Annotated in this window: 17 protein-coding genes; 13 read left to right on the top strand and 4 right to left on the bottom strand. The window is 38.1% G+C overall.

Annotated elements, in window-relative coordinates:
* Positions 1-31 precede the first annotated feature (31 nt).
* From TEL01S_RS09560 to TEL01S_RS09550, 3 genes are read left to right on the top strand one after another with little or no spacing between them, the layout of a single operon-like run.
* A complete protein-coding gene (locus TEL01S_RS09560; protein ID WP_028843680.1) occupies positions 32-1,093 on the top strand; it encodes an AAA family ATPase in 1,062 nt (353 codons plus the stop codon).
* Entirely contained in the window at positions 1,083-2,267 is a 1,185-nt protein-coding gene (locus tag TEL01S_RS09555) for a vWA domain-containing protein (protein WP_028843681.1), read from the top strand. The genes TEL01S_RS09560 and TEL01S_RS09555 overlap by 11 nt, the downstream gene beginning before the upstream one ends.
* The gene (locus tag TEL01S_RS09550; RefSeq protein WP_028843682.1) at positions 2,264-3,052 is read left to right on the top strand and encodes a DUF4895 domain-containing protein; all 789 of its coding nucleotides are present in this window, start codon (positions 2,264-2,266) and stop codon (positions 3,050-3,052) included. Before TEL01S_RS09555 ends, TEL01S_RS09550 begins: the two co-directional genes overlap by 4 nt.
* On the opposite strand, the gene TEL01S_RS09545 is transcribed toward TEL01S_RS09550, so the two are convergent.
* Complete coding sequence (locus TEL01S_RS09545) at positions 3,053-4,870, bottom strand: family 20 glycosylhydrolase (RefSeq protein ID WP_038051480.1); 1,818 nt, start codon at positions 4,868-4,870, stop codon at positions 3,053-3,055.
* A 122-nt stretch (positions 4,871-4,992) separates the two neighbouring features.
* On the opposite strand from TEL01S_RS09545, the gene leuS reads away from it, so the two are divergent.
* The 8 genes from leuS to TEL01S_RS09505 all read left to right on the top strand — a co-directional run bounded on the left by leuS (position 4,993) and on the right by TEL01S_RS09505 (position 15,454).
* Positions 4,993-7,440, top strand: a complete 2,448-nt coding sequence (gene leuS / locus TEL01S_RS09540; protein ID WP_028843684.1) for a leucine--tRNA ligase — start codon at positions 4,993-4,995, stop codon at positions 7,438-7,440.
* Between the two features lie 126 nt (positions 7,441-7,566).
* Positions 7,567-9,498, top strand: a complete 1,932-nt coding sequence (locus TEL01S_RS09535) for a methyl-accepting chemotaxis protein (RefSeq protein ID WP_028843685.1) — start codon at positions 7,567-7,569, stop codon at positions 9,496-9,498.
* Between the two features lie 226 nt (positions 9,499-9,724).
* Entirely contained in the window at positions 9,725-10,063 is a 339-nt protein-coding gene (locus TEL01S_RS09530; protein ID WP_028843686.1) for a cupin domain-containing protein, read from the top strand.
* 151 nt (positions 10,064-10,214) lie between these two features.
* The gene (locus TEL01S_RS09525; RefSeq protein WP_028843687.1) at positions 10,215-11,387 is read left to right on the top strand and encodes an ABC transporter substrate-binding protein; all 1,173 of its coding nucleotides are present in this window, start codon (positions 10,215-10,217) and stop codon (positions 11,385-11,387) included.
* A 4-nt stretch (positions 11,388-11,391) separates the two neighbouring features.
* Positions 11,392-12,270 (top strand): carbohydrate ABC transporter permease, encoded by an 879-nt coding sequence (locus TEL01S_RS09520; RefSeq protein WP_012003873.1) that lies wholly within the window; start codon positions 11,392-11,394, stop codon positions 12,268-12,270.
* The gene (locus tag TEL01S_RS09515) at positions 12,267-13,088 is read left to right on the top strand and encodes a carbohydrate ABC transporter permease (protein ID WP_012003872.1); all 822 of its coding nucleotides are present in this window, start codon (positions 12,267-12,269) and stop codon (positions 13,086-13,088) included. The genes TEL01S_RS09520 and TEL01S_RS09515 overlap by 4 nt, the downstream gene beginning before the upstream one ends.
* A gap of 15 nt (positions 13,089-13,103) precedes the next feature.
* Positions 13,104-14,324 (top strand): glycosyltransferase, encoded by a 1,221-nt coding sequence (locus TEL01S_RS09510; protein WP_028843688.1) that lies wholly within the window; start codon positions 13,104-13,106, stop codon positions 14,322-14,324.
* Between the two features lie 5 nt (positions 14,325-14,329).
* Positions 14,330-15,454: an ROK family protein gene (locus tag TEL01S_RS09505; RefSeq protein ID WP_028843689.1), complete on the top strand. Its 1,125-nt coding sequence runs from the start codon at positions 14,330-14,332 to the stop codon at positions 15,452-15,454.
* Between the two features lie 24 nt (positions 15,455-15,478).
* Here TEL01S_RS09505 and TEL01S_RS09500 read toward each other — a convergent pair whose 3' ends face one another.
* Genes TEL01S_RS09500 through TEL01S_RS09490 form a run of 3 tightly spaced genes read right to left on the bottom strand, consistent with a single transcriptional unit; the run spans position 15,479 to position 16,997 of the window.
* Positions 15,479-15,997, bottom strand: a complete 519-nt coding sequence (locus TEL01S_RS09500) for a hypothetical protein (protein WP_028843690.1) — start codon at positions 15,995-15,997, stop codon at positions 15,479-15,481.
* 31 nt (positions 15,998-16,028) lie between these two features.
* Positions 16,029-16,544 (bottom strand): chromate transporter, encoded by a 516-nt coding sequence (locus TEL01S_RS09495; protein ID WP_144313094.1) that lies wholly within the window; start codon positions 16,542-16,544, stop codon positions 16,029-16,031.
* Complete coding sequence (locus tag TEL01S_RS09490) at positions 16,545-16,997, bottom strand: chromate transporter (protein WP_232504361.1); 453 nt, start codon at positions 16,995-16,997, stop codon at positions 16,545-16,547.
* Between the two features lie 26 nt (positions 16,998-17,023).
* On the opposite strand from TEL01S_RS09490, the gene TEL01S_RS11060 reads away from it, so the two are divergent.
* Both TEL01S_RS11060 and TEL01S_RS09485 read left to right on the top strand, forming a co-directional pair.
* Complete coding sequence (locus tag TEL01S_RS11060) at positions 17,024-17,191, top strand: hypothetical protein (protein WP_169728187.1); 168 nt, start codon at positions 17,024-17,026, stop codon at positions 17,189-17,191.
* Between the two features lie 2 nt (positions 17,192-17,193).
* Complete coding sequence (locus TEL01S_RS09485) at positions 17,194-18,885, top strand: GGDEF domain-containing protein (protein WP_038051483.1); 1,692 nt, start codon at positions 17,194-17,196, stop codon at positions 18,883-18,885.
* Positions 18,886-18,907: the final 22 nt, after the last annotated feature.

Below are 18,907 nucleotides of genomic sequence, written 5' to 3'. Positions count from 1 at the left end.
CTGTAGTATAATTCAACAGGAGGTGCAATATTTGACTGTAAATGAAGCAAAGTTTCTCAGTAAGAAAATAATGCAAGCAGGCGAAGTCCCTCTATTAGTGGGGCATTTCGGAGTTGGGAAAACTGATATAGCAAGGCAAATTGCCTTGGAGACAGGTAGAAATTTGATAATTCTTATCCTTTCACAGATGGAGCCGGGTGATCTAATAGGTTTACCAGCAAAAGAGAACGATAAAACAGTTTTTCTCAGACCGGATTGGTGGCCTGAAAATGGAAAATCAATCATTCTTCTGGATGAGATAAATCGCGCTCATCGATCGATAAGAAATGCGATAATGCAGCTGGTCATAGACAAAAGAATTCACAACCACATCTTACCTGAAGATACGTGGATCATGGCAACAATGAATCCTCCAGATGACGAATATGACCAAGCTGATTTGATAACAGATCCTGCTTTTATTTCTCGCTTTTTTATCCTTGATATATCCCCATCTCTGGAAGAATGGCAAAAGTGGGCAAAAGAGAACTCTATTGATGAAAATGTTAGAAAATTTGTTGAGAAATATCCAGAATTTCTTTACACACCATCTGCTCTGTCTCTTAAAGTTGAACTCAGGCCCAGCCCAAGAAGCTGGTATAAACTTAGCAATGTACTCAAATTTCTAAACGATGAGGAAAGGAAAAAATATGGATACTCTATAGCTGCTGGTATACTTGGCCCAGAAGCGGCAAAAGCATTTGTGGAATTTGGACATATCGATCTGGTACCTATACCCCAAAAGGTATTGCTTGAAGGTATTCAGCAAGCCCTGAAAGACGATATAGATCAGGCAAACTCTTTAACATTGAGAATAATAGATTATTTTTCCAAACTTGATGGTGCTACTACTCAGTTGTTACATGCTCATATTTCGACGGTTGCAAAAAATCTGAGTGAGCTTTCTTCGGTTCTGCCAAGAGATTCTTTTTACGCCATCATCAGGTTCATTGTAGATAAAGCTAATGGAAAAGAGAATTCAAAATTTTTTGATGAACTTGTGGAGAAACTTTCAAATTTTGAACAGGTGAGATCGGTACTCGATGAGATCTGAATTAGAGAAAATAATTTTGAATCTTGGAAAAAAATCTCCGTTTTACCTCTATTTGCTTCTGGGAGTTTCACGTATACCTTCAAAAGACGTGAAAACTATTGACCTTTCATTCTCAAGGTTCAAAACTGTGCTTTACTATAACCCCGACTGGGTTTTCAAAACCTCTTCGGATTTTGTAGAAGGTATGATAATGCATCAGATAATGCATCTGATAAACCTTCATTTCCTCATTAAACCAAAGGACAGCAGAGATAGAGTAATCTGGGACTTAGCAATGGATGCCGCGATAAACCAGCATATTCCTCAGCTTGCAGCATTTGGAATTCCTTTGAATTTGTTGATTGAAGAAGGGCATGGAGTTGATAACGAAAGGTTATTCGTTCTTCCACCTGACTGGATGCCGGACAAAAGTGCTGAGGAATATCACAAATGGATTTTAAAAAGAATGGAAGAGCTTGGAAGATTTGATATTATGATAATGGGCGAGATCAGAGAAAGCAACTCCGATTCACATAAAGGACTTTATAATGTACAGAATGTTGATATGATACTTGAGATCAATAAAAATATCCTTAAGAAAGCCTTTAATTTGTACGGCTCAGAACTTCCATCGGGAATAAGAAGGCTTGTTGAAATATCTGTATCAAGACCTGTGCTTAACTGGAAAGATGCAATAAGGCATTTTGCAGGAGCTTCTGAATACGGCGAAAGGTATTTGACTGTGCTGAAGCCAAACAGAAGGTATGAAAATCAGCCCGGATGGAGGACTTCACATGCAGCTAAACTCGGAGTGATAGTTGACACAAGCGGAAGCATAATTGAAGAAGAGCTTGACAACTTCTTTTCCGAGATAGAAGCTCTTTCGAGATATGTTGATACAAGTTTTGTGCTTGTTCAGGTTGACAGAGCTGTGAATTTGGAAATGAGATATTCAAAAGGAGACTACAGGAATATAGAAATAGTTGGTGGTGGTGAAACAGACCTTCAGCCGGCTGTGAATTATATAGAAGATAAATATCGTCCAGAAGGGATAGTAATCTTTACAGATGGTTATACCGATCTACCATCTGTAAAAAGGCGGGTGCTCTTTGTCCTTTCTAAGTATCATAGTGAAGAATTTTCAACATCTGCAAGAAAAAAGTACGGTCATTCAAGTGTGGTGGTACTGCCGTGAAAGGTTTAGGGCCTTTTGAAAAACTCGTTCGATGTTATGAAAATCTTCAGACAGAGCCAGCGTTTGAGCAGTTGGAATTTTATAAAGAAAAGCTTGATCAATATCATAAACATGTTTTGCTGTCTACTGTGGGAGCAGAAAACAGCTTTTATGTTTTCTCGTTTGTTGACAGTTCAAAAAGACGTGTTGTTGGCGTTTCTATAGCAAATCCTTTTGAAAAGAATTTATTCATATACAACTCTGATTTAGAGCCTTCTTGTTTGAAAGAGGTTTATTTTGAACTTTTTGAAAAAGCCCCCCAATTTATGAGAAGTGGTATCATAAGGCTTCCATTTCAGTCCAGGGTACTATCAGTTGTTGGTGATGATGATTTACTGGAGAAAGAAATATTGAAGGAGAAAGTTTATGGTTCTGAAAATCTCTCTTTTGCAAAAAAAATTGATCAGAGAATTTTTGATCGCTTTTGCGAACTTAACGCTAAAGAAATAGATTTTGCCAGAATATATTTTTTGTCGGATTATGGGGTATGTATACTGGTTTTGCCAGATGATATAGATACACAGTACGCACCTCTTTTATCGGAAATATCCCGAATTTATCGGAAAAGATATGGAGCAGTTTATCAGGGAAACCTTGGAAAATTCAAGCGATTTTCATCTATTTTAACAGCGTTTGTGATTGAATATAACGAGATTTTAAAAGGAAGAGATGTCGAAAAAGATTGTCTCGAGCTATGCGAGAAAATCCGATCGGCTTATAGATGCATTATGAATTTGTGTGACTGATTACTTTCTTGCACGTATTATTCTGGTTAGTTTTTCCACGCTTTGTTTCAAACCGCCCTGTCTGTTGACTATATTCCAGATTTTCTCAAATTCTTTAACAGTTTCTTTGAATTCTTTAGTGAAAAGCTTCCATTCTTCATCCGGAATATTTGATATATCGCTGTATTTTTTTATAAAAAGAAGCATTTTCATACCAAGTATAGCCAGTTTTGCGTCGTTAATAATTTGATCTATCAATTTCTCCTGATGGTTGCTTTTGATGGTTGAGAGTTGTTCGATAATTTCTTGAGCATCATTTATAGCTTTCTCAATCTCGTTTTCTTTTACAAGAAATATCCGCTTCGATTTTGAGACTCTTTCAGGAAATAATAGTGATAAAAAGTATGGACTTGCGTTTGGTACTTCTATGCTCGAATATTTGTATAGGTTTCCAAGTGAATAAATATATTGTGAGACAGGTTTGTCGGTTTTCAAAATGTGAAGATCTATATCTTTTAACAGATCATTTACTGAGGGTTTCCCAGATATATTCCAGCCAAGTGATGCCGCGTAGCTTATGCCAATTATTGAAAAAGGTATATGCTGATGATGGCCGTTGTCTCCCCAATCTGTTAATAAAAAGCCCGCCGCGTTATACTTCTTTCCATTTACTATGGCGTTCTGTATATTCTCTATGGCATTGTTGATCCTGCCAGTAAATGAGTTCCATGTTGAAGTTCCGGGGCAAACATAGAATGTTACACCTTTTTCTGCAAACAACCTGCATTCATTCTGGAATGGATGGTCTTTTTCATACCCCCAGATAAGAGAAACAACGTCATCTGGAAGATGATCGACAAGTTCCGGGTAATTCTTTATGATATCTCCCCAAAACATCATCGTTTTACCATGTTTTCTAACGATATTGTATATAGAAAGCAGGAAATTCAAATATACCTTGCCTTTTCCAAGCTCTTCACACAGTTGCTTTGAACGACCAAGCCCAAGGTCGAAAGTTTCGTCTCCACCGATATTTATTTTTTTGGAAGTGAAATTTGGCAAAAGTTCATCAAAAAGATTTTCCATGAACTCTATTGATTCTGGCACAGCAGGTGAGAGTGAAAATGGACCGTACTTTTCTCCCCAAGGTGTTATGAACCCATCCGGGCACTCAGCGAGATGTTTGTACCGATCGTACTTGAGCCATTTACTAAGATGGCCAAAAGAGTTTTGATTTGGAACAAGTTCGATGAATCTTTCTTTGCAGTATTTGTCAAGCTCCAATATTTCTTCTGCAGTGAGAGGAGAATACTCTTTCCATATCTGCTCATGATTTTCATAAGCAAACGTATGTTCTGTATAAAGCTGAAATTGATTGTATTTTAATTCTGCAAGGATATCGATCAACCATTTTAACGTGTCTATCGTTGGTATTCTGTCTCTGCTTATATCAAGCATGAACCCACGATTGGCAAAGTCTGGCTCGTCTTCGATAATCATCGATGGTAATCTGTAGTTATACTGCCTTATAAGCTGACGCATGGATTGAATAGCATAGAACAATCCTTGTTGAGAGCTGGCTATTAATGATATTTTAGACCCAAGAATCTTTATCCTGTAGCCCTGCGAGTTTACAATAACATTTGGATCAATTAAAAGTTTTATGTTTGCTTTTTCTGTGTTATAGGTCGTTATAGAGTAGTGTTTACCATCTTTTAAAAGCGTTTCCTTCAGCAAATTTGCCAAATTGAATATGTGTGATGAGGCAAAAATTTTTCCCTTTTCTGGGAATTCAAAGGCCTCTTTGATCAGAGAAAACCTTTTTGGAACTGGAATCATTTTTTGAAAGCCTCCTTTCCGCATCTGAAAGATATTTTATCATTCAGGAATTTAGAAATTGTGTTGAAGAGTGTTTAGAATTATTGTGTTATAATTTTCTTCAAGTAATTGGAGGTGGTTATGTGCCGAGATATGAACCTCAAGAGATAGAAAGCAAATGGCAGAAATTTTGGGAAAAAGAAGGTTTGTTTAAAACACCTCAACATTCTGATCTACCGAAATACTACATGCTCGTGATGTTCCCATATCCATCTGGTACGCTTCATGTGGGTCATGTGAAAAATTACGTTATAGGTGATGCAGTTGCGCGCTACAAAAGAATGCGCGCCTACAACGTGTTGCATCCGTTTGGTTACGACGCCTTTGGGTTACCCGCAGAGAATGCCGCAATCGAGCGAAAAATCCATCCAAAAGATTGGACTTTGAACAATATAAATATCATAAGAAGACAGATAAAGAAACTTGGTATCAGTTATGACTGGAGCAGGGAAGTCATAACCTGTTTGGAATCTTACTACAAATGGACCGAATGGATCTTTTTGAAATTATATGAAGCCGGGCTTGCCTATAAGAAAAAAGCGGCGGTGAACTGGTGTCCAAAGTGCATGACATCACTTGCAAATGAGCAGGTAAAAGACGGAAGATGTGAACGGTGTGATACACCGGTTACCATAAAGCATCTTGAACAATGGTTTTTCAAGATAACAGACTATGCAGAGAGACTTTTGAAAGATCTGGATAAGCTTACTGGGTGGCCAGAACATGTAAAAACAATGCAGAGAAACTGGATTGGCGAGAGCAAGGGAGCAAAAATTTCGTTCAAAGTTGAAGAATCAGAGATGAATATAGAGGTTTTCACCACGAGGCCTGATACACTCTGGGGTGTAACTTTTATGGTACTTGCACCCGAATCTGATCTTGTTAATCACATAACGCTTTCAGAATTAAAAGGGGAACTTGAGAAATTTCTGAATTATGTCGGGCAACAGGATAGACATAAAAGAGGCTCAGCGGATGTTGAAAAAGAGGGATTTTTTACGGGAAGGTACGCGATCAACCCGGTTAGCGGTGAAAGAATTCCAATATACGTTGCAAATTATGTTTTGATGGAATACGGTACAGGGGCTGTGATGGGTGTTCCTGCTCATGATCAGAGAGATTACGAGTTTGCTGTTAAGTACAATTTGCCTATAAAAGAAGTTATAAAGCCATCCGAGGATATTCCAAAAAATAGGGCTTATGATGGCCCGGGGATTATGGTTAACAGTGGTCCACTGAATGGTACTGTTGTGCCTGAAGGTATAGAAAGAGTTATCCAATGGCTTGAAGAAAGGGGCATAGCGAAAAGATCTGTACAGTACAAATTAAGGGACTGGCTTATTTCAAGGCAACGGTACTGGGGGGCTCCTATTCCAATTGTCTATTGTGAAAAATGTGGGATGGTACCTGTCCCAGAGAAATCTCTCCCAGTTCAATTACCTTACGATGTTGAGTTTCTTCCAACGGGTCAGTCGCCTCTAATGCTGAACGATGAATTTAGAAAAACTTCATGCCCAAAATGTGGTGGTCCCGCTCTCAGAGATGCTGACACGATGGATACTTTTGTTGATTCTTCATGGTATTTCCTGAGATATGTTAACCCAGATCGGGATGATGTGCCTTTCGTGAAAGAAGATGTCGATCACTGGTTGCCTGTTGATCAATATGTTGGTGGTGTGGAACATGCTGTTTTGCATTTGCTTTATTCAAGATTCATAACGAAAGTGCTCCATGATCTTGGATACCTGAGTTTCGATGAACCGTTTGAAAATCTCTTTACTCAGGGGATGATATATAAAGACGGCGCCAAGATGTCTAAGAGTAAAGGTAATGTTGTCTCACCTGATGAAATGATTGACAGGTACGGAGCTGATACTCTCAGAATGTATATCCTTTTTATGGGACCACCTGAGAGAGATGCAGAATGGAATGATGCAGGAATAGAAGGTGTATATAGATTTATAAGGAGAGCTTGGTCCCTTATGGATCAGATAATATCTCTACCAGATAATCAGAATCAGGTGTTTGCGGAAGAAGAGAAACATCTTCGCAGAAAACTCCATATGTCCCTGAGAAAAGTTACCCAGGATATGGAGGGAGGATTCAAATTTAACACAGTTGTCAGTAGCTTGATGGAGCTGGTGAACGATGCTTATGATTACATAGACAACTTACCGCAACATCGGTGGAATATGAAGTTGTTGAAAGAACTTGCTAAAAATTTTGTGCTTATGATATCTCCCTTTGCACCCCATTTTGCTGAGGAGCTCTGGCAAAGAATGGGCTATAGCTCGTCAGTAATGAAAGAAAAATGGCCTGAATATGATCCGGATGCACTTGTTGTCGAAGAAGTTGAAATAGCAATCCAGGTAAATGGAAAACTGAGAGATAAAGTGAAGATTCCTGTAGATGCTACAGAAGATCAGATAAAAGAAATCGCGTTAAAGAGTGAAAAAGTTCGAAAGTATATCAGCGATGAGCCAAAAAAAATAATTTATGTTCCAAAAAGATTGTTGAACATAATTTTTTAAGACAGGAGATCCACTCCTGTCTTTTAATTTACCTTCCTCAATAAATTGCACTGTTCTTTATCGATTTTCTTTTTTACTTCCTCTTAATAAAAAATTTTTTGTACAATAACTCTTGGAGGTGTCTCTATGAAAAAAATTCGCTCTAAAATGTTGCTGTGGTTTTTATTGCCCATTATTATGTTTTGTGGCATCATAGCATTTGTTGTATATACAAATGTCTCGAGCTCAACGATCTCTATGTCTCGAACAACGGCCGAAAAAATCGTGATTCTTGGCAGCAAAGTAGTATCTGAATGGCTGATGAGAATCACTGATAGAATCAAGGTTCTTGCGGAGAAAAAAGTTATAGCTAATGTGGCCATTGAAGGTGCGGAAGATCTGTTTGTTTCATATTCTGAAGGTGTGGCTCGCACGGTAGATGGAAAAGAAGTAGATATAAGCAAAGAGGAGTTTTTCAAGCAGATATTTTCCGGGAATGATCTGGTGATAAGCGAACCTGTATTTTCTCCATTTTCTGGAAAACCGTCATTTATTGTTGCAGCCGCGTTTAAGGATTATCAAGGTCAAGTTTTAGGTTTATACGGAGCGGTTGTTCCACTCGAAACTCTGGCAAAGATGGTAAATGAAATTCAAATAACCAAGGAAAGTTTTTCCATAATTCTGAGTTCAAACGGAACAGTCATGATTCATCCAGAGAGAGACAAAGTGCTGAAGGCGAATTTTTTGAAATCTGACAATGAAAAATTGATTAGTATTGCTGAGAAAATGGTTTCTGGTGAATCAGGCTATGGAGAATTTGTGGAAAATGGAGAAAAAAGATACATTTTTTTTGCGCCCATAGAGGCTTCACGAGGCTGGTCCTTAGGAGTGAATGTCTCTGAAAGGGAGATATTCAGCAATGCGAGAAAACTCAATTTTATAGTAATATTGCTCTTTCTTATTTTGATAGCTGTTATAGTAGTAGTTGTGTTTTTTACATCGACATCGGTTTCCAATCCTATCAAAAATCTTGCCGAAGCTGTTAATAAATTTGGCCAAGGGAAATTATCGGTGAACTTTGCTTCAAGTAGTAGAGATGAAATAGGCCAAATAGCTCATGAACTTCAAAAAATGTCTGAAGCATTAAGAGGGGTTGTTGGAGATATTTTCAAAACTTCGGAAAATATAGGCGATTATGCCCAATCTTTGAAGCAAACTTCAGTAGATCTTGATGCCCTTGGGAAAATCTTTCAAACGCAAATGAAGGTTGTTCGACAAGCAGTTGAGAGTTCTCAGCAATCATTAAAGGAGTTTATCACAGGTGTTCAGGAGATAGTCTCAAGCGCACAGAATATTGCCAGTGCCTCTCAGGAACTTTCGGCAAAATCTTCGCAAATGAGTGGCGCAGCAAAAGAGGGAGAAAAAGCTCTGAATTCAGTTGTCTCTCTGTCAGAAGACTCTAAGAATAGAGCAGAGTTCACAGTTTCTGTTGTAGAAGAGTTATCAAACAGTGTAAAGGATATAAATGAAATAGTAAATGCAATCAACTTGATTGCCGAGCAAACAAATCTTCTTGCATTGAACGCGGCTATAGAGGCTGCAAGGGCTGGTGAGGCTGGTAAAGGATTTGCTGTTGTAGCAGATGAGATAAGGAAACTTGCAGAACAAAGTAAAGCTGCTACAGAAAGAATAAGCCAGATGCTCACTGATATACACCATAAAACTGTTAAAGCCAGAGATGTGACACAACAAACGATGGATGCTGTTGATAAGATGGCACAGCAATCAATTCTGGCAAGAGAATTTTTGATAAGTATACTTGAGCGAATAGGACAATTAGCAGCTATGATTGATGGCCTCGCTGCAAATGCGCAACAACAGAGTGCTTCATCTGAGGAAATGAATAATGCTATCGCAACGGTAAGAGATTCTATTGATGAAATAATAAAAAGCACGGAAGAGACGATAAAAATATTGAAACAACAAATTGAGATAAATCAAAAGGTTGGTAATGTGAGTTCTAAGTTATTCGATGTCTCAAATGAATTGAAAGAGCTTGTTAGCAGGTTTGAAATGTAAGTTTTGTAACATATATTATGTTAACAATCATTTCACAAAAATATTTTGAACTTTGATAGGAATGTCTGTGTCTAAAGTGTTGGAAGATGAATAGGACCCCCCACCCTCCTTTTGACACATAGAGAAACTTTATAAAGATTCACTCAGGGCGATCTTGAAGATCGCCCTTTATTTTACCTGTATAATAATCCTTAGGCTTATTATTATTTACAGGGAGGCGATTTTCTTGAAAATAGGTAATCGTGAAAATGTTAGTCCACAAAAATTTTTTGAGGGGAAAGTTGTTAAAAGAATTTTGATTGGGGAAAAGGATGGTGCGCCCGGTTTCACAATGAGATTGTTCACACTTCAGCCCGGTGCGTCTACACCTTATCATAATCACAGTTGGGAACATGAAGTTTTTGTTTTAGAGGGAAAATTGAAGATTAGATCCAAGGATGGAGAAGAAGTAATAGAAAGTGGAAGTTTTGTTTTTGTAGAACCTGATGAAGAACATCAGTTTGTCAACATAGATGACAGACCATCATCGTTTATATGTGTCGTACCAAATTATGGCGAACAATGACTGAGCGCAGAAGCTTTATTTTGACCTTCCTGATCTGATAATTTGTTTTGCGCCGACTTGACATGTAACAATAAAGGTGATATTATTTCTATGGGGTTAATTCATGTTACGACAAAATTCTGGCGTGCAGCCAGGCGGGGAGGGAAGGTTTATGAAAAAGTGGATAGTTTTTTCTGCTTTGCTATATGTGGTAATCTTGGGCGCTGCAACGCTTACCGTAATTGGCCCTTGGTCAGGCGCCGAGATGGATGCATTTGTGTCTGTGCTTCAGGAATTTGAGAAACAAACCGGTATTGATGTGGAGTACAAAATCTATCGAGCGGAAGATCTTGCAAATTTGTTGCCGGCACAGTTTGCTGCAAAAAGGGCTCCTGGAGATGTTATTTTCATGTGGGCAAGCTTTATAAGAGAATATGGACAGAAAGGTCATATAATGCCATTGACAGATGTCCTGAACGAAGCAAATTATTTACCTGGCTCACTTGATGCTGTGAAAGTTGGAAAAGAACTCTATGGGGCAGCCTACACCGGAAAGGTCAAACCAGGATTCTGGTATAGAAAATCGTTCTTCGAGAAAAATGGCTTGCAACCGCCGAGAACATGGGACGAATTCATCAGCTTGCTCGAAAAGATCAAAAAAATACCTGGAATAAAGGCTCCGATAGCAAGTGGTGACGGTGTTGGGTGGCCACTGTCTGATGTAACAGAGCATTTCCTTGTAACTTTTGGAGGTCCTGAGCTTCAATATGATTTGATCGAGGGAAACATACGATGGGATAGCAATATAGTTATGAATGCAATGAACAAATTGACGTATTTACTCGATAAAAAATACTTTGGTGAACCGACAGAATGGACACTTGTACTGAAACAGTGGTGGGCAGGAGATTATGCGCTGTACTTTATGGGTAGCTGGATAACCGGTATGGTAGATGATCCCAACGATCTCGGAGTTTTTTCGCTGCCCGGTGCAAAGGGAGTTGTATTTGGTGCAGATTATGCATTCGTACCCAAGTACACCCAGCATTCAGAAGAAGCCAAGAAACTCATTGCATGGCTATGCGGCCCAGAAGGTCAGGCTTTCCAGGTAAAACAGGGTGGACATATCGCGACAGCAAAAGGTATAGATTTGTCCAACTATCCTCCTGTTGATAGAGAAGTGGCTAAGATAATAGAAGGCATAACTGCTTTACCAGACCTGGATGATTCGATTGGTGGAGAATTCCAACCTGCATTCTGGGATCAGTTGAAATTGCTATGGGTACAACCGGGCAGGATAAACGATGTAATAAGAACTTTGCAGGATAAAGCACCGAAAAAGTGAGAATATGAAGGCGAAAAAAAGATATGTTTTGTTTTTTGTGATGCCTGCTATTTTGATGCTGCTTGTTTTTGTAGTATATCCGGTTGTAAGAACTGTGGTCCTGAGTTTTTTTAATTCGGACGGAGATTTTGTTGGATTGAAAAATTATTTTCAGGTTCTTTCAAGTCGTGAAATAGTTGATTTAGAGGGTTTTTCCCGGGGATTTCCCCTGGGAGCCCTTATTCACAATTTACTATGGATAGCAATTCATCTGCCTCTTGTTTTGATTCTCGGTCTGGTACTTGCAGTGCTTTTGAGAAATGTCAGAGGTGGATTTATTATAAAATCGATTATTTTTCTTGGAATGGTTATGCCAATGATTGTTGGTGGTGTGATGATAAATTTTATTTTCGATAGAAATCTTGGTATAGTGAACGGTGTTCTTGGGTTGTTCAAAATTCAGGGTAAGACGTGGACTGCATATCCAAACACAGCTCTTTTATCTCTTATATTTGGATCAGTGTGGTTGTGGACAGGTTTTTCAGTTGTGCTTTATTCGGCTGGTTTAGAAACAATTCCAAAAGATTATTATGAAGCCGCTCAACTCGATGGTGCTTCTGCTTGGAAAGTATTCACGAATATAACAGTACCTTTACTTAAACCAATTACTGTGGTTGTAACTACAATGACCTTATTGTGGGAACTGAAAGTGTTCGATATCGTCTATGTTGCTACTATGGGAGGTCCAGGAGGGGCTTCAAATGTTTTGGCATTGCAAATGTACACATATGCTTTTAGAGCACTTGATTTCAACAGATCTGCTGTTGTCGCCGTGATATTGACTCTTTCAACGCTTGCAGTTAGTTTGTCTTTGCTTAAATCTGTGAGGGATGATCAATCATGAATAAAAAAGTTCTCTGGACAGTAGTTGGATGGATAATAGGTTTGATCTGGATAATTCCCTTCATAGGTGTTCTGATGACAGCTACACGCCCGCTTGATGAATTGCTTAATGGCTGGTGGAATTTTGATTCATTTCATCCAACGTTGAATAACTTTGTGGGCGCCTGGAATCATCCAACTGCTTCACTGAAACAGGGCATGATGAATTCTCTCATTGTTGCCATTCCGGCAACTTTTATTCCTCTGATACTTGCAACTATGGCTGGATACGGATTTTCACGCTACAGATTTCGATTTAGAAAATCTTTGTTTGCGCTCGTTGTTATAACACTTGCTCTTCCTCAGCAAACGATAGCTGTTCCAATTTTTCAGCTTATGAACTGGTTAAATTTGATAGACAGTTACTCAGGGCTAATAATAGTACACACTGCCTGGGGTATACCATGGATCACATTTTTTATGAGAAACTTTTTTGTCACCATACCAAGAGCCATGGAAGAAGCTGCACGTATAGATGGCGCGAACGATATAACCATATTTTTCAGAGTAGTTCTTCCGATGGCACTTCCTGCTGTGGGCTCAGCTTTTGCATTACAATTTTCATGGGTCTGGAGCGATTTCTTTCTGGCGTTGATACTCATATATTCTCCTGATAAATTGTTAGCGACGCAGAGAATACCTCTTATGAGAGGGGTTTACCATGTAGACTGGGGGCTTTTATCTTCCGCGGCGATAATAGTTATGGTAGTTCCAATACTTATCTATCTGTTGTTACAGAGATACTATATAAAAGGAATGGTTGGCTGGTCACTGAAATAAACGGGAGGAGATTGAATGAAGGTTCAGTTGTGTGAGAAAAGTGTAGAAGAATACAGAAAAATTATAGGTGATAAAGTAGATGAAATTAAAGAATCCGCTAAGAATTTGACCGGTCTGAAAGTTGTGAATGTCAATGCCACGGCATTTGGTGGCGGTGTGGCTGAAATATTACAGAACCTTGTGCCGCTTATGAGATCTGTGGGTATAGATGCAGAATGGCATGCTATAGAAGCTTCCAATGATTTTTTCAATATAACGAAAAAATTTCACAATACCCTTCAGGGAGCATCCATTGAGATAACTGATGAAGAGTGGGAATTTTACCAGAGCGTGTGTGAGAAGAACAAAAATATTGTGGACGAAAAAGCTGATATTGTAGTCATACATGACCCACAGCCGGCTGCTATAAAGATTTTTTCAAAAGCAAGAGCAAAATGGATCTGGAGATGTCATATCGATTTATCGACACCGAATGAGGCTGTGTGGAACAAATTCAGTAGATATGTGGAAAATTACGATAAACTTGTTTTCCATTTAAAAGAATATTTTCCTAAGGAAATGGCTGGCAGGTGTGTTGCTTTTCCTCCAAGCATAGATCCGCTGAGTGAAAAAAATATTCATCTGGATGATGAATTTTCAAGAAAACTTTTAAAAACACTGGGCATAGATGTAAACAAACCTCTGATAACTGTTGTTGCCCGATTTGATCCCTGGAAAGATTTATTTTCAGCAATTGACGTTTATAGACTGGTCAAGAAATCTATTCCTGAGGTTCAGCTTGCAATAGTGTCAGCCATGGCAAGTGACGATCCGGAAGGATGGATCTTTTTTGAAAAAGTTGCAAGATATGCTGGCACAGATAAAGATATATTTTTCTGCACTAATCTGAATGGTGTTGGTAATAGAGAGGTTAACGCAATACAAAGAATGAGCACTGTTGCCCTGCATACCGCAACAAGAGAGGGATTCGGGCTTGTTATAAGTGAAGCTCTTTACAAAATGGTTCCTGTTGTTGCGAGGCCTGTTGGTGGCATAAAAATACAGATATCTCATGGCAAAAATGGATATCTTGCATGGAACGTTGAAGATCTGGCAGAATTTGTGAGAAAATTGATAGAGGATGAAGAGCTCAGAAAAACAATGGGAGAAAACGGGAGAAAAACTGTTATAGAGAAATTCATAATAACTGTTAATCTGGCTAATTATATAAAACTTTTCAATGAAGTCTTGAGGTGAATTGAGTGCCAGCACCTGCTGTGAGAAAGAAAAACAAGAAAGATGTTCTTCTATCTATTTTTGAACATGATGGAATTTCACGTGCCAGCGTTGCAAAAATCACAAATCTTGCTTTGAGTACGCTCAGTTATATAATTCGAGAGCTCGAAGAAGAAGGTTTTCTCGAAAGTGAGGAATTGCTTCAAGGTAGAGGAAGACCAGCAAGAGTATTGAAAATCAATCCAGGTAGCTGGTTTACGGCTGGTATAAAAGTTGGAAGAGAAGAAGTTAGAGGGACACTTTTTGATGCACGGATGATCCCCATCAGAAATCACAGTATTAAAATTCTTTCGGAAATAAGAAATAACGATGGTTACACAGAAGCTATAAAAGAAGTGGTTGAGAAACTTAGATGTAATCAATTACTTGGAATAGGCGTATGTTCATCGGGTATAGTCGAGGATAGCAGGATAGTTGTGTCTCATTTAATGAACGTGCGGAATCTGGATATCAAGGAACTTTTGATGAAGAAACTTGGTATAAAGAGATTTATTCTTATGAACGATGTTGATGCTTTATGTTACTCGGTTTCTAAAGCGGTAAAAGAAGATTTTCTCGTTGTAACTTATGGAACGGGTATAGGTGCAAGTGCATGGGCGAAAGGCCAAACAAGACATTTTGAAATTGGCCATACAATTATTTCTTCAGAGGGGAAATGCTACTGTGGTCAGACCGGGTGTCTTGAGTACCATGCCTCAGAGTACGCTGTTCTGAAAAGATTTTGTGGTGAGAAAATAAATTTTGAAGATTTTGCGAGAAACGAAGAAGAAAAATACAGATCTCAAATAGAGCAAATCAGAACAATTGCCTCACGAGATTTCATGTCGGTAAAAGCTTTTTACAATGATCCACTCAGAAAACTTGCCACTGTTGTTGGAAATCTTATGATGGTTCTAAAACCTGCCCGTGTTGTTTTTCTGGGTGAAGGCATGGTTAACAGAAAAATGATTGATATAATTGAAGATTACGTGATACAAAATTTTAATAAAGAATTTATCAACAATGCTACTTTCACACTTGGAAAAGCAGACTGGGAACATGGAGTTGCTTCTGCTGTAGTGCACAAGTTTATAGCAGATATAATCAAGTAAACTATTTGTAGCTTATGAGCTGTGTCACCATTTTTCAAAACTGACGAGTTCTACTGTGTAATTTTCTGTGGGTATAATTACTTTAAGTACAAGTTCGATTTGCTTACTTACAACCCATGTCATCTGCAGTTCGTCATCCACATAATACGAAAATTTCCTACCCACATAGCCAGCAACTTTTTCATCACCTTCGTAAACGATTTTTATGTTGTACATATTCAGTGTAGTTGGATTGTCCAGATCTATCATCTGGAAAAAAGGCTGAAAGGCAGGATTGTATATATATCCGAAGGCTATTGCAAGATACGATGCAGCTACTTGCTCGAAGGTGACATCTTGACCTTCATCTACTGCAAATTTTGTCCACTGAGTAACTTCATATTTGCCATTAATTCTCTTTGTCTCAAAACCAGTAAGTATCATTTCTTCTCCGCTCACGATTCTGTAAATAATCGACCTGTAGTTCAAAAAATTCATTTCTGCTTCGTAGCCTAATAATGTTATGGACAGCAGAACTAATAAAATCAAAATGGCTTTTTTCATGGAAATCCCCCCTGTGGACAGATTTGTTTAATTATAACACTCCATAAACAAATGAGCCAATCAATCCGCACGCAAAAATCAAAATAAGAGGGTGTATTTTGAGTTTATTAATGCAAAAAAAAGTAAATGAGGCTATAAGTAATGTCCATAAATCTTTTATGTTTGGTGAGATTAAAGAGTAAACAGTTACCAGAACCATTACAGTCGTAACTCCCATAAGAGAAGAAGACCATTTATTTTTGTTTATTTTTATTCTGCCTGATAAATAGAATATTACAGCGATTATCACAATAGGTGCCAGTAAAAAAGCTATGGTGTTCAGAAGAGCTCCTGTGAATCCATAATATCTGTAACCGGTATAGGTTGCAAGATTGATAGCAACTGGTCCTGGTGTCATCTGTGCAATTGATATGGCTTGAGAAAATTCCTCAGCAGAGAGAATACCTTTTTCGATCATTTCGTATTTGAGAATACCAACAACAGCCCATCCACCACCGAAGGCAAAGAAACCAATCTTCAAGAAAGTCAATATTAATTTCAAAATCATTTACTCAACTCCCTTGAAATAAAGAAAAAATAACACCCCTGCGAAAACAGGTATGAGAAGATCATTGTTCAATATCAATAAAATCACACCAGCAGCTACAATTACTACTTTGAAAATAGTCCACTTCTGTTTTTTTATCAATCCGTAAAAAACATTAAACACGAGGCCAATTACCGCCGCATAGCAGCCCTTGAGAAATCCTCGAACATAGATATTATTCGATAGTGGCTTAATTACACTTGCCACAGCAACGATGGCGAAGAATGGTGGTAAGACTACAGCAATACCAGCGAGTAGAGCCCCAGGGATGCCAGCCACTCTTTTTCCTACCATGATAGCTGTGTTAAAAGCTATAGGACCTGGTATAGTTTGAGCAATCGATAGGTCTTCGTAGAATTCATCCTCATTGCTCCACCCCATCTTTTTTGCTTCCCATTGCATCACTGGAATCATTGCATATCCACCGCCGAGGGTTAAAGATGAGATTTTTAGAAACGTCAAGAAAACTTTCAGCAAGACATTCATTACCTTTCACCCCGTTGTCTAATCTGATAATAGCTTATGATAGAATTCGGAAGACGGGTATAATTAATTTGCCATGCATTCTTCCTGATTTTAAAACAATTGGTTGCTGGCTGGAGGTTTGAACATGAAAAAACATGAAAATGAGAAATCTTCGTTTTTTTCATTGTTGCTGAAAAATCAGGTAATTTTTGCCTGTACAGTTATTATTGGAACTTTTTTTGCCATTAATTTGCTTCTGGAAAAATTTTATAATAAATATGTCTTTGAGCCGGTTTTTGAAAGTACAGTTAATTATGTTTCCGCTTATATAGATGAATGGCAGAGAACAGTTCAGACTTTTGATGTTTCTTATAAATTGTTTGCAGCACAATTACTTGAATCTGTTGGAAAAGAGCTTGAAGAAGATTTCAATGTTTCGGATGAATATCTGACAGATTTTATAAACAGCCAGACTGACATCGAACGATCCCTGTACCTTGAAAAAGCAAACTGGTACTTGATCGATCCAGATGGAATAATTCAGAGAACCAATTATGCTACAGATCTTTTTCTTGATCTTTCAAAGGCTGTTCCCAGATATTGGCAGAGTCAGCTGAGTTCTATGGAAAAAGGTCAGGTTCTTCTGGAAAATCTCAGTTTTGAGGTTAGAACAAACAGACCACGAATTTTTGTATACAAAAAATTGTCGAATGACTGGATTTTAGAAATAGGATTCAGTATAAAACCTGTTTTAGTAGAAAAAATGTGGAAGAATCTAAACAATATTATTGAGAGCAGCAAATATATTGAAGAAATCAGGCTTTACAGTGTTTCTTTTCTTCCATTTGGTCATTCTGTAAAACTTGATGAACATGAAATGGAAAATTTTTCTAAGGTTCAGTCTGAAAGAGATTATTTTGTTGAATCTATAGGAGATTCCATGTTCAAGCTGTACAAAAATTGGATTCCATTAACAGAAGAAGGAAAAATAGATTGGAGCAGCTATAGTGTTCACTTTACTGTTAGAGCTCTAATTTTGCTCAATTTTAAAGAACTTGCTCTGTTTAAGACTCAACTAATTTTTATCTTCAGTTGTGCGATAGTTTCAGCCGTTCTGATAAGTGTTTTCATAAACCTGAGGCAATTTAGAAGAATTCTGTTGCCAATAGCAAAATTACTGGATAGAATCGAAAAATTCAGGAACAATCCGCTCGCCAAAGAAGCACCTGGCAAACCTGAGTCGCGAATAAAAGAAGTTTATGAGCTGGAACGATCTTTCCAGGAAATGCAAAAGAGTGTCGTTAGCCAGATGATTTCCCAAAAACTCGCTAACGAGCTTTTGGAGCAAGATCTTGAAAAATATAAATCAGAAGCTCTTATAGATTCCTTAACAGGTCTTTATAATTACAGATTTTTACTTAGGTATAGAGCAAATCTTGAAGATTCTCAAAAGAGGTTTGTGATTTGTTTTATAGATGTTGACGGGTTGAAAGATATAAATGATAATTACGGTCATAGTGTTGGGGATACAGTTCTCAAAATAATTGCGGAAAAACTCAGAGCTGTTATCAGAAAAAAAGATGTTGCTCTGAGGATAGGAGGAGATGAATTTGCAATTATATTTGATGATGCGGATTTAAATGAAGCCGAGAATGTTATGAGGCGTATTGAATCGGCTCTTTCAGATACGAAAATAGATGACGTCTCCGGGCTTAAAATTTCCATCAGTTATGGCCTGGCCGAAGGATCGGTAGAGTCTCAGGCAACTTTTGAAGAGATCCTGAAAAGCGCAGATATAAGTATGTACAGGCAAAAAGTATCTAAGAAAAGAGATTAGGATCAACACACTTGAATGGAGG

This window comes from Pseudothermotoga elfii DSM 9442 = NBRC 107921, from assembly GCF_000504085.1.
GTDB lineage: Bacteria > Thermotogota > Thermotogae > Thermotogales > DSM-5069 > Pseudothermotoga_B > Pseudothermotoga_B elfii.
Note: the sequence above shows the minus strand (reverse complement) of the source record. Positions and strands in the feature narration are given on the sequence as shown.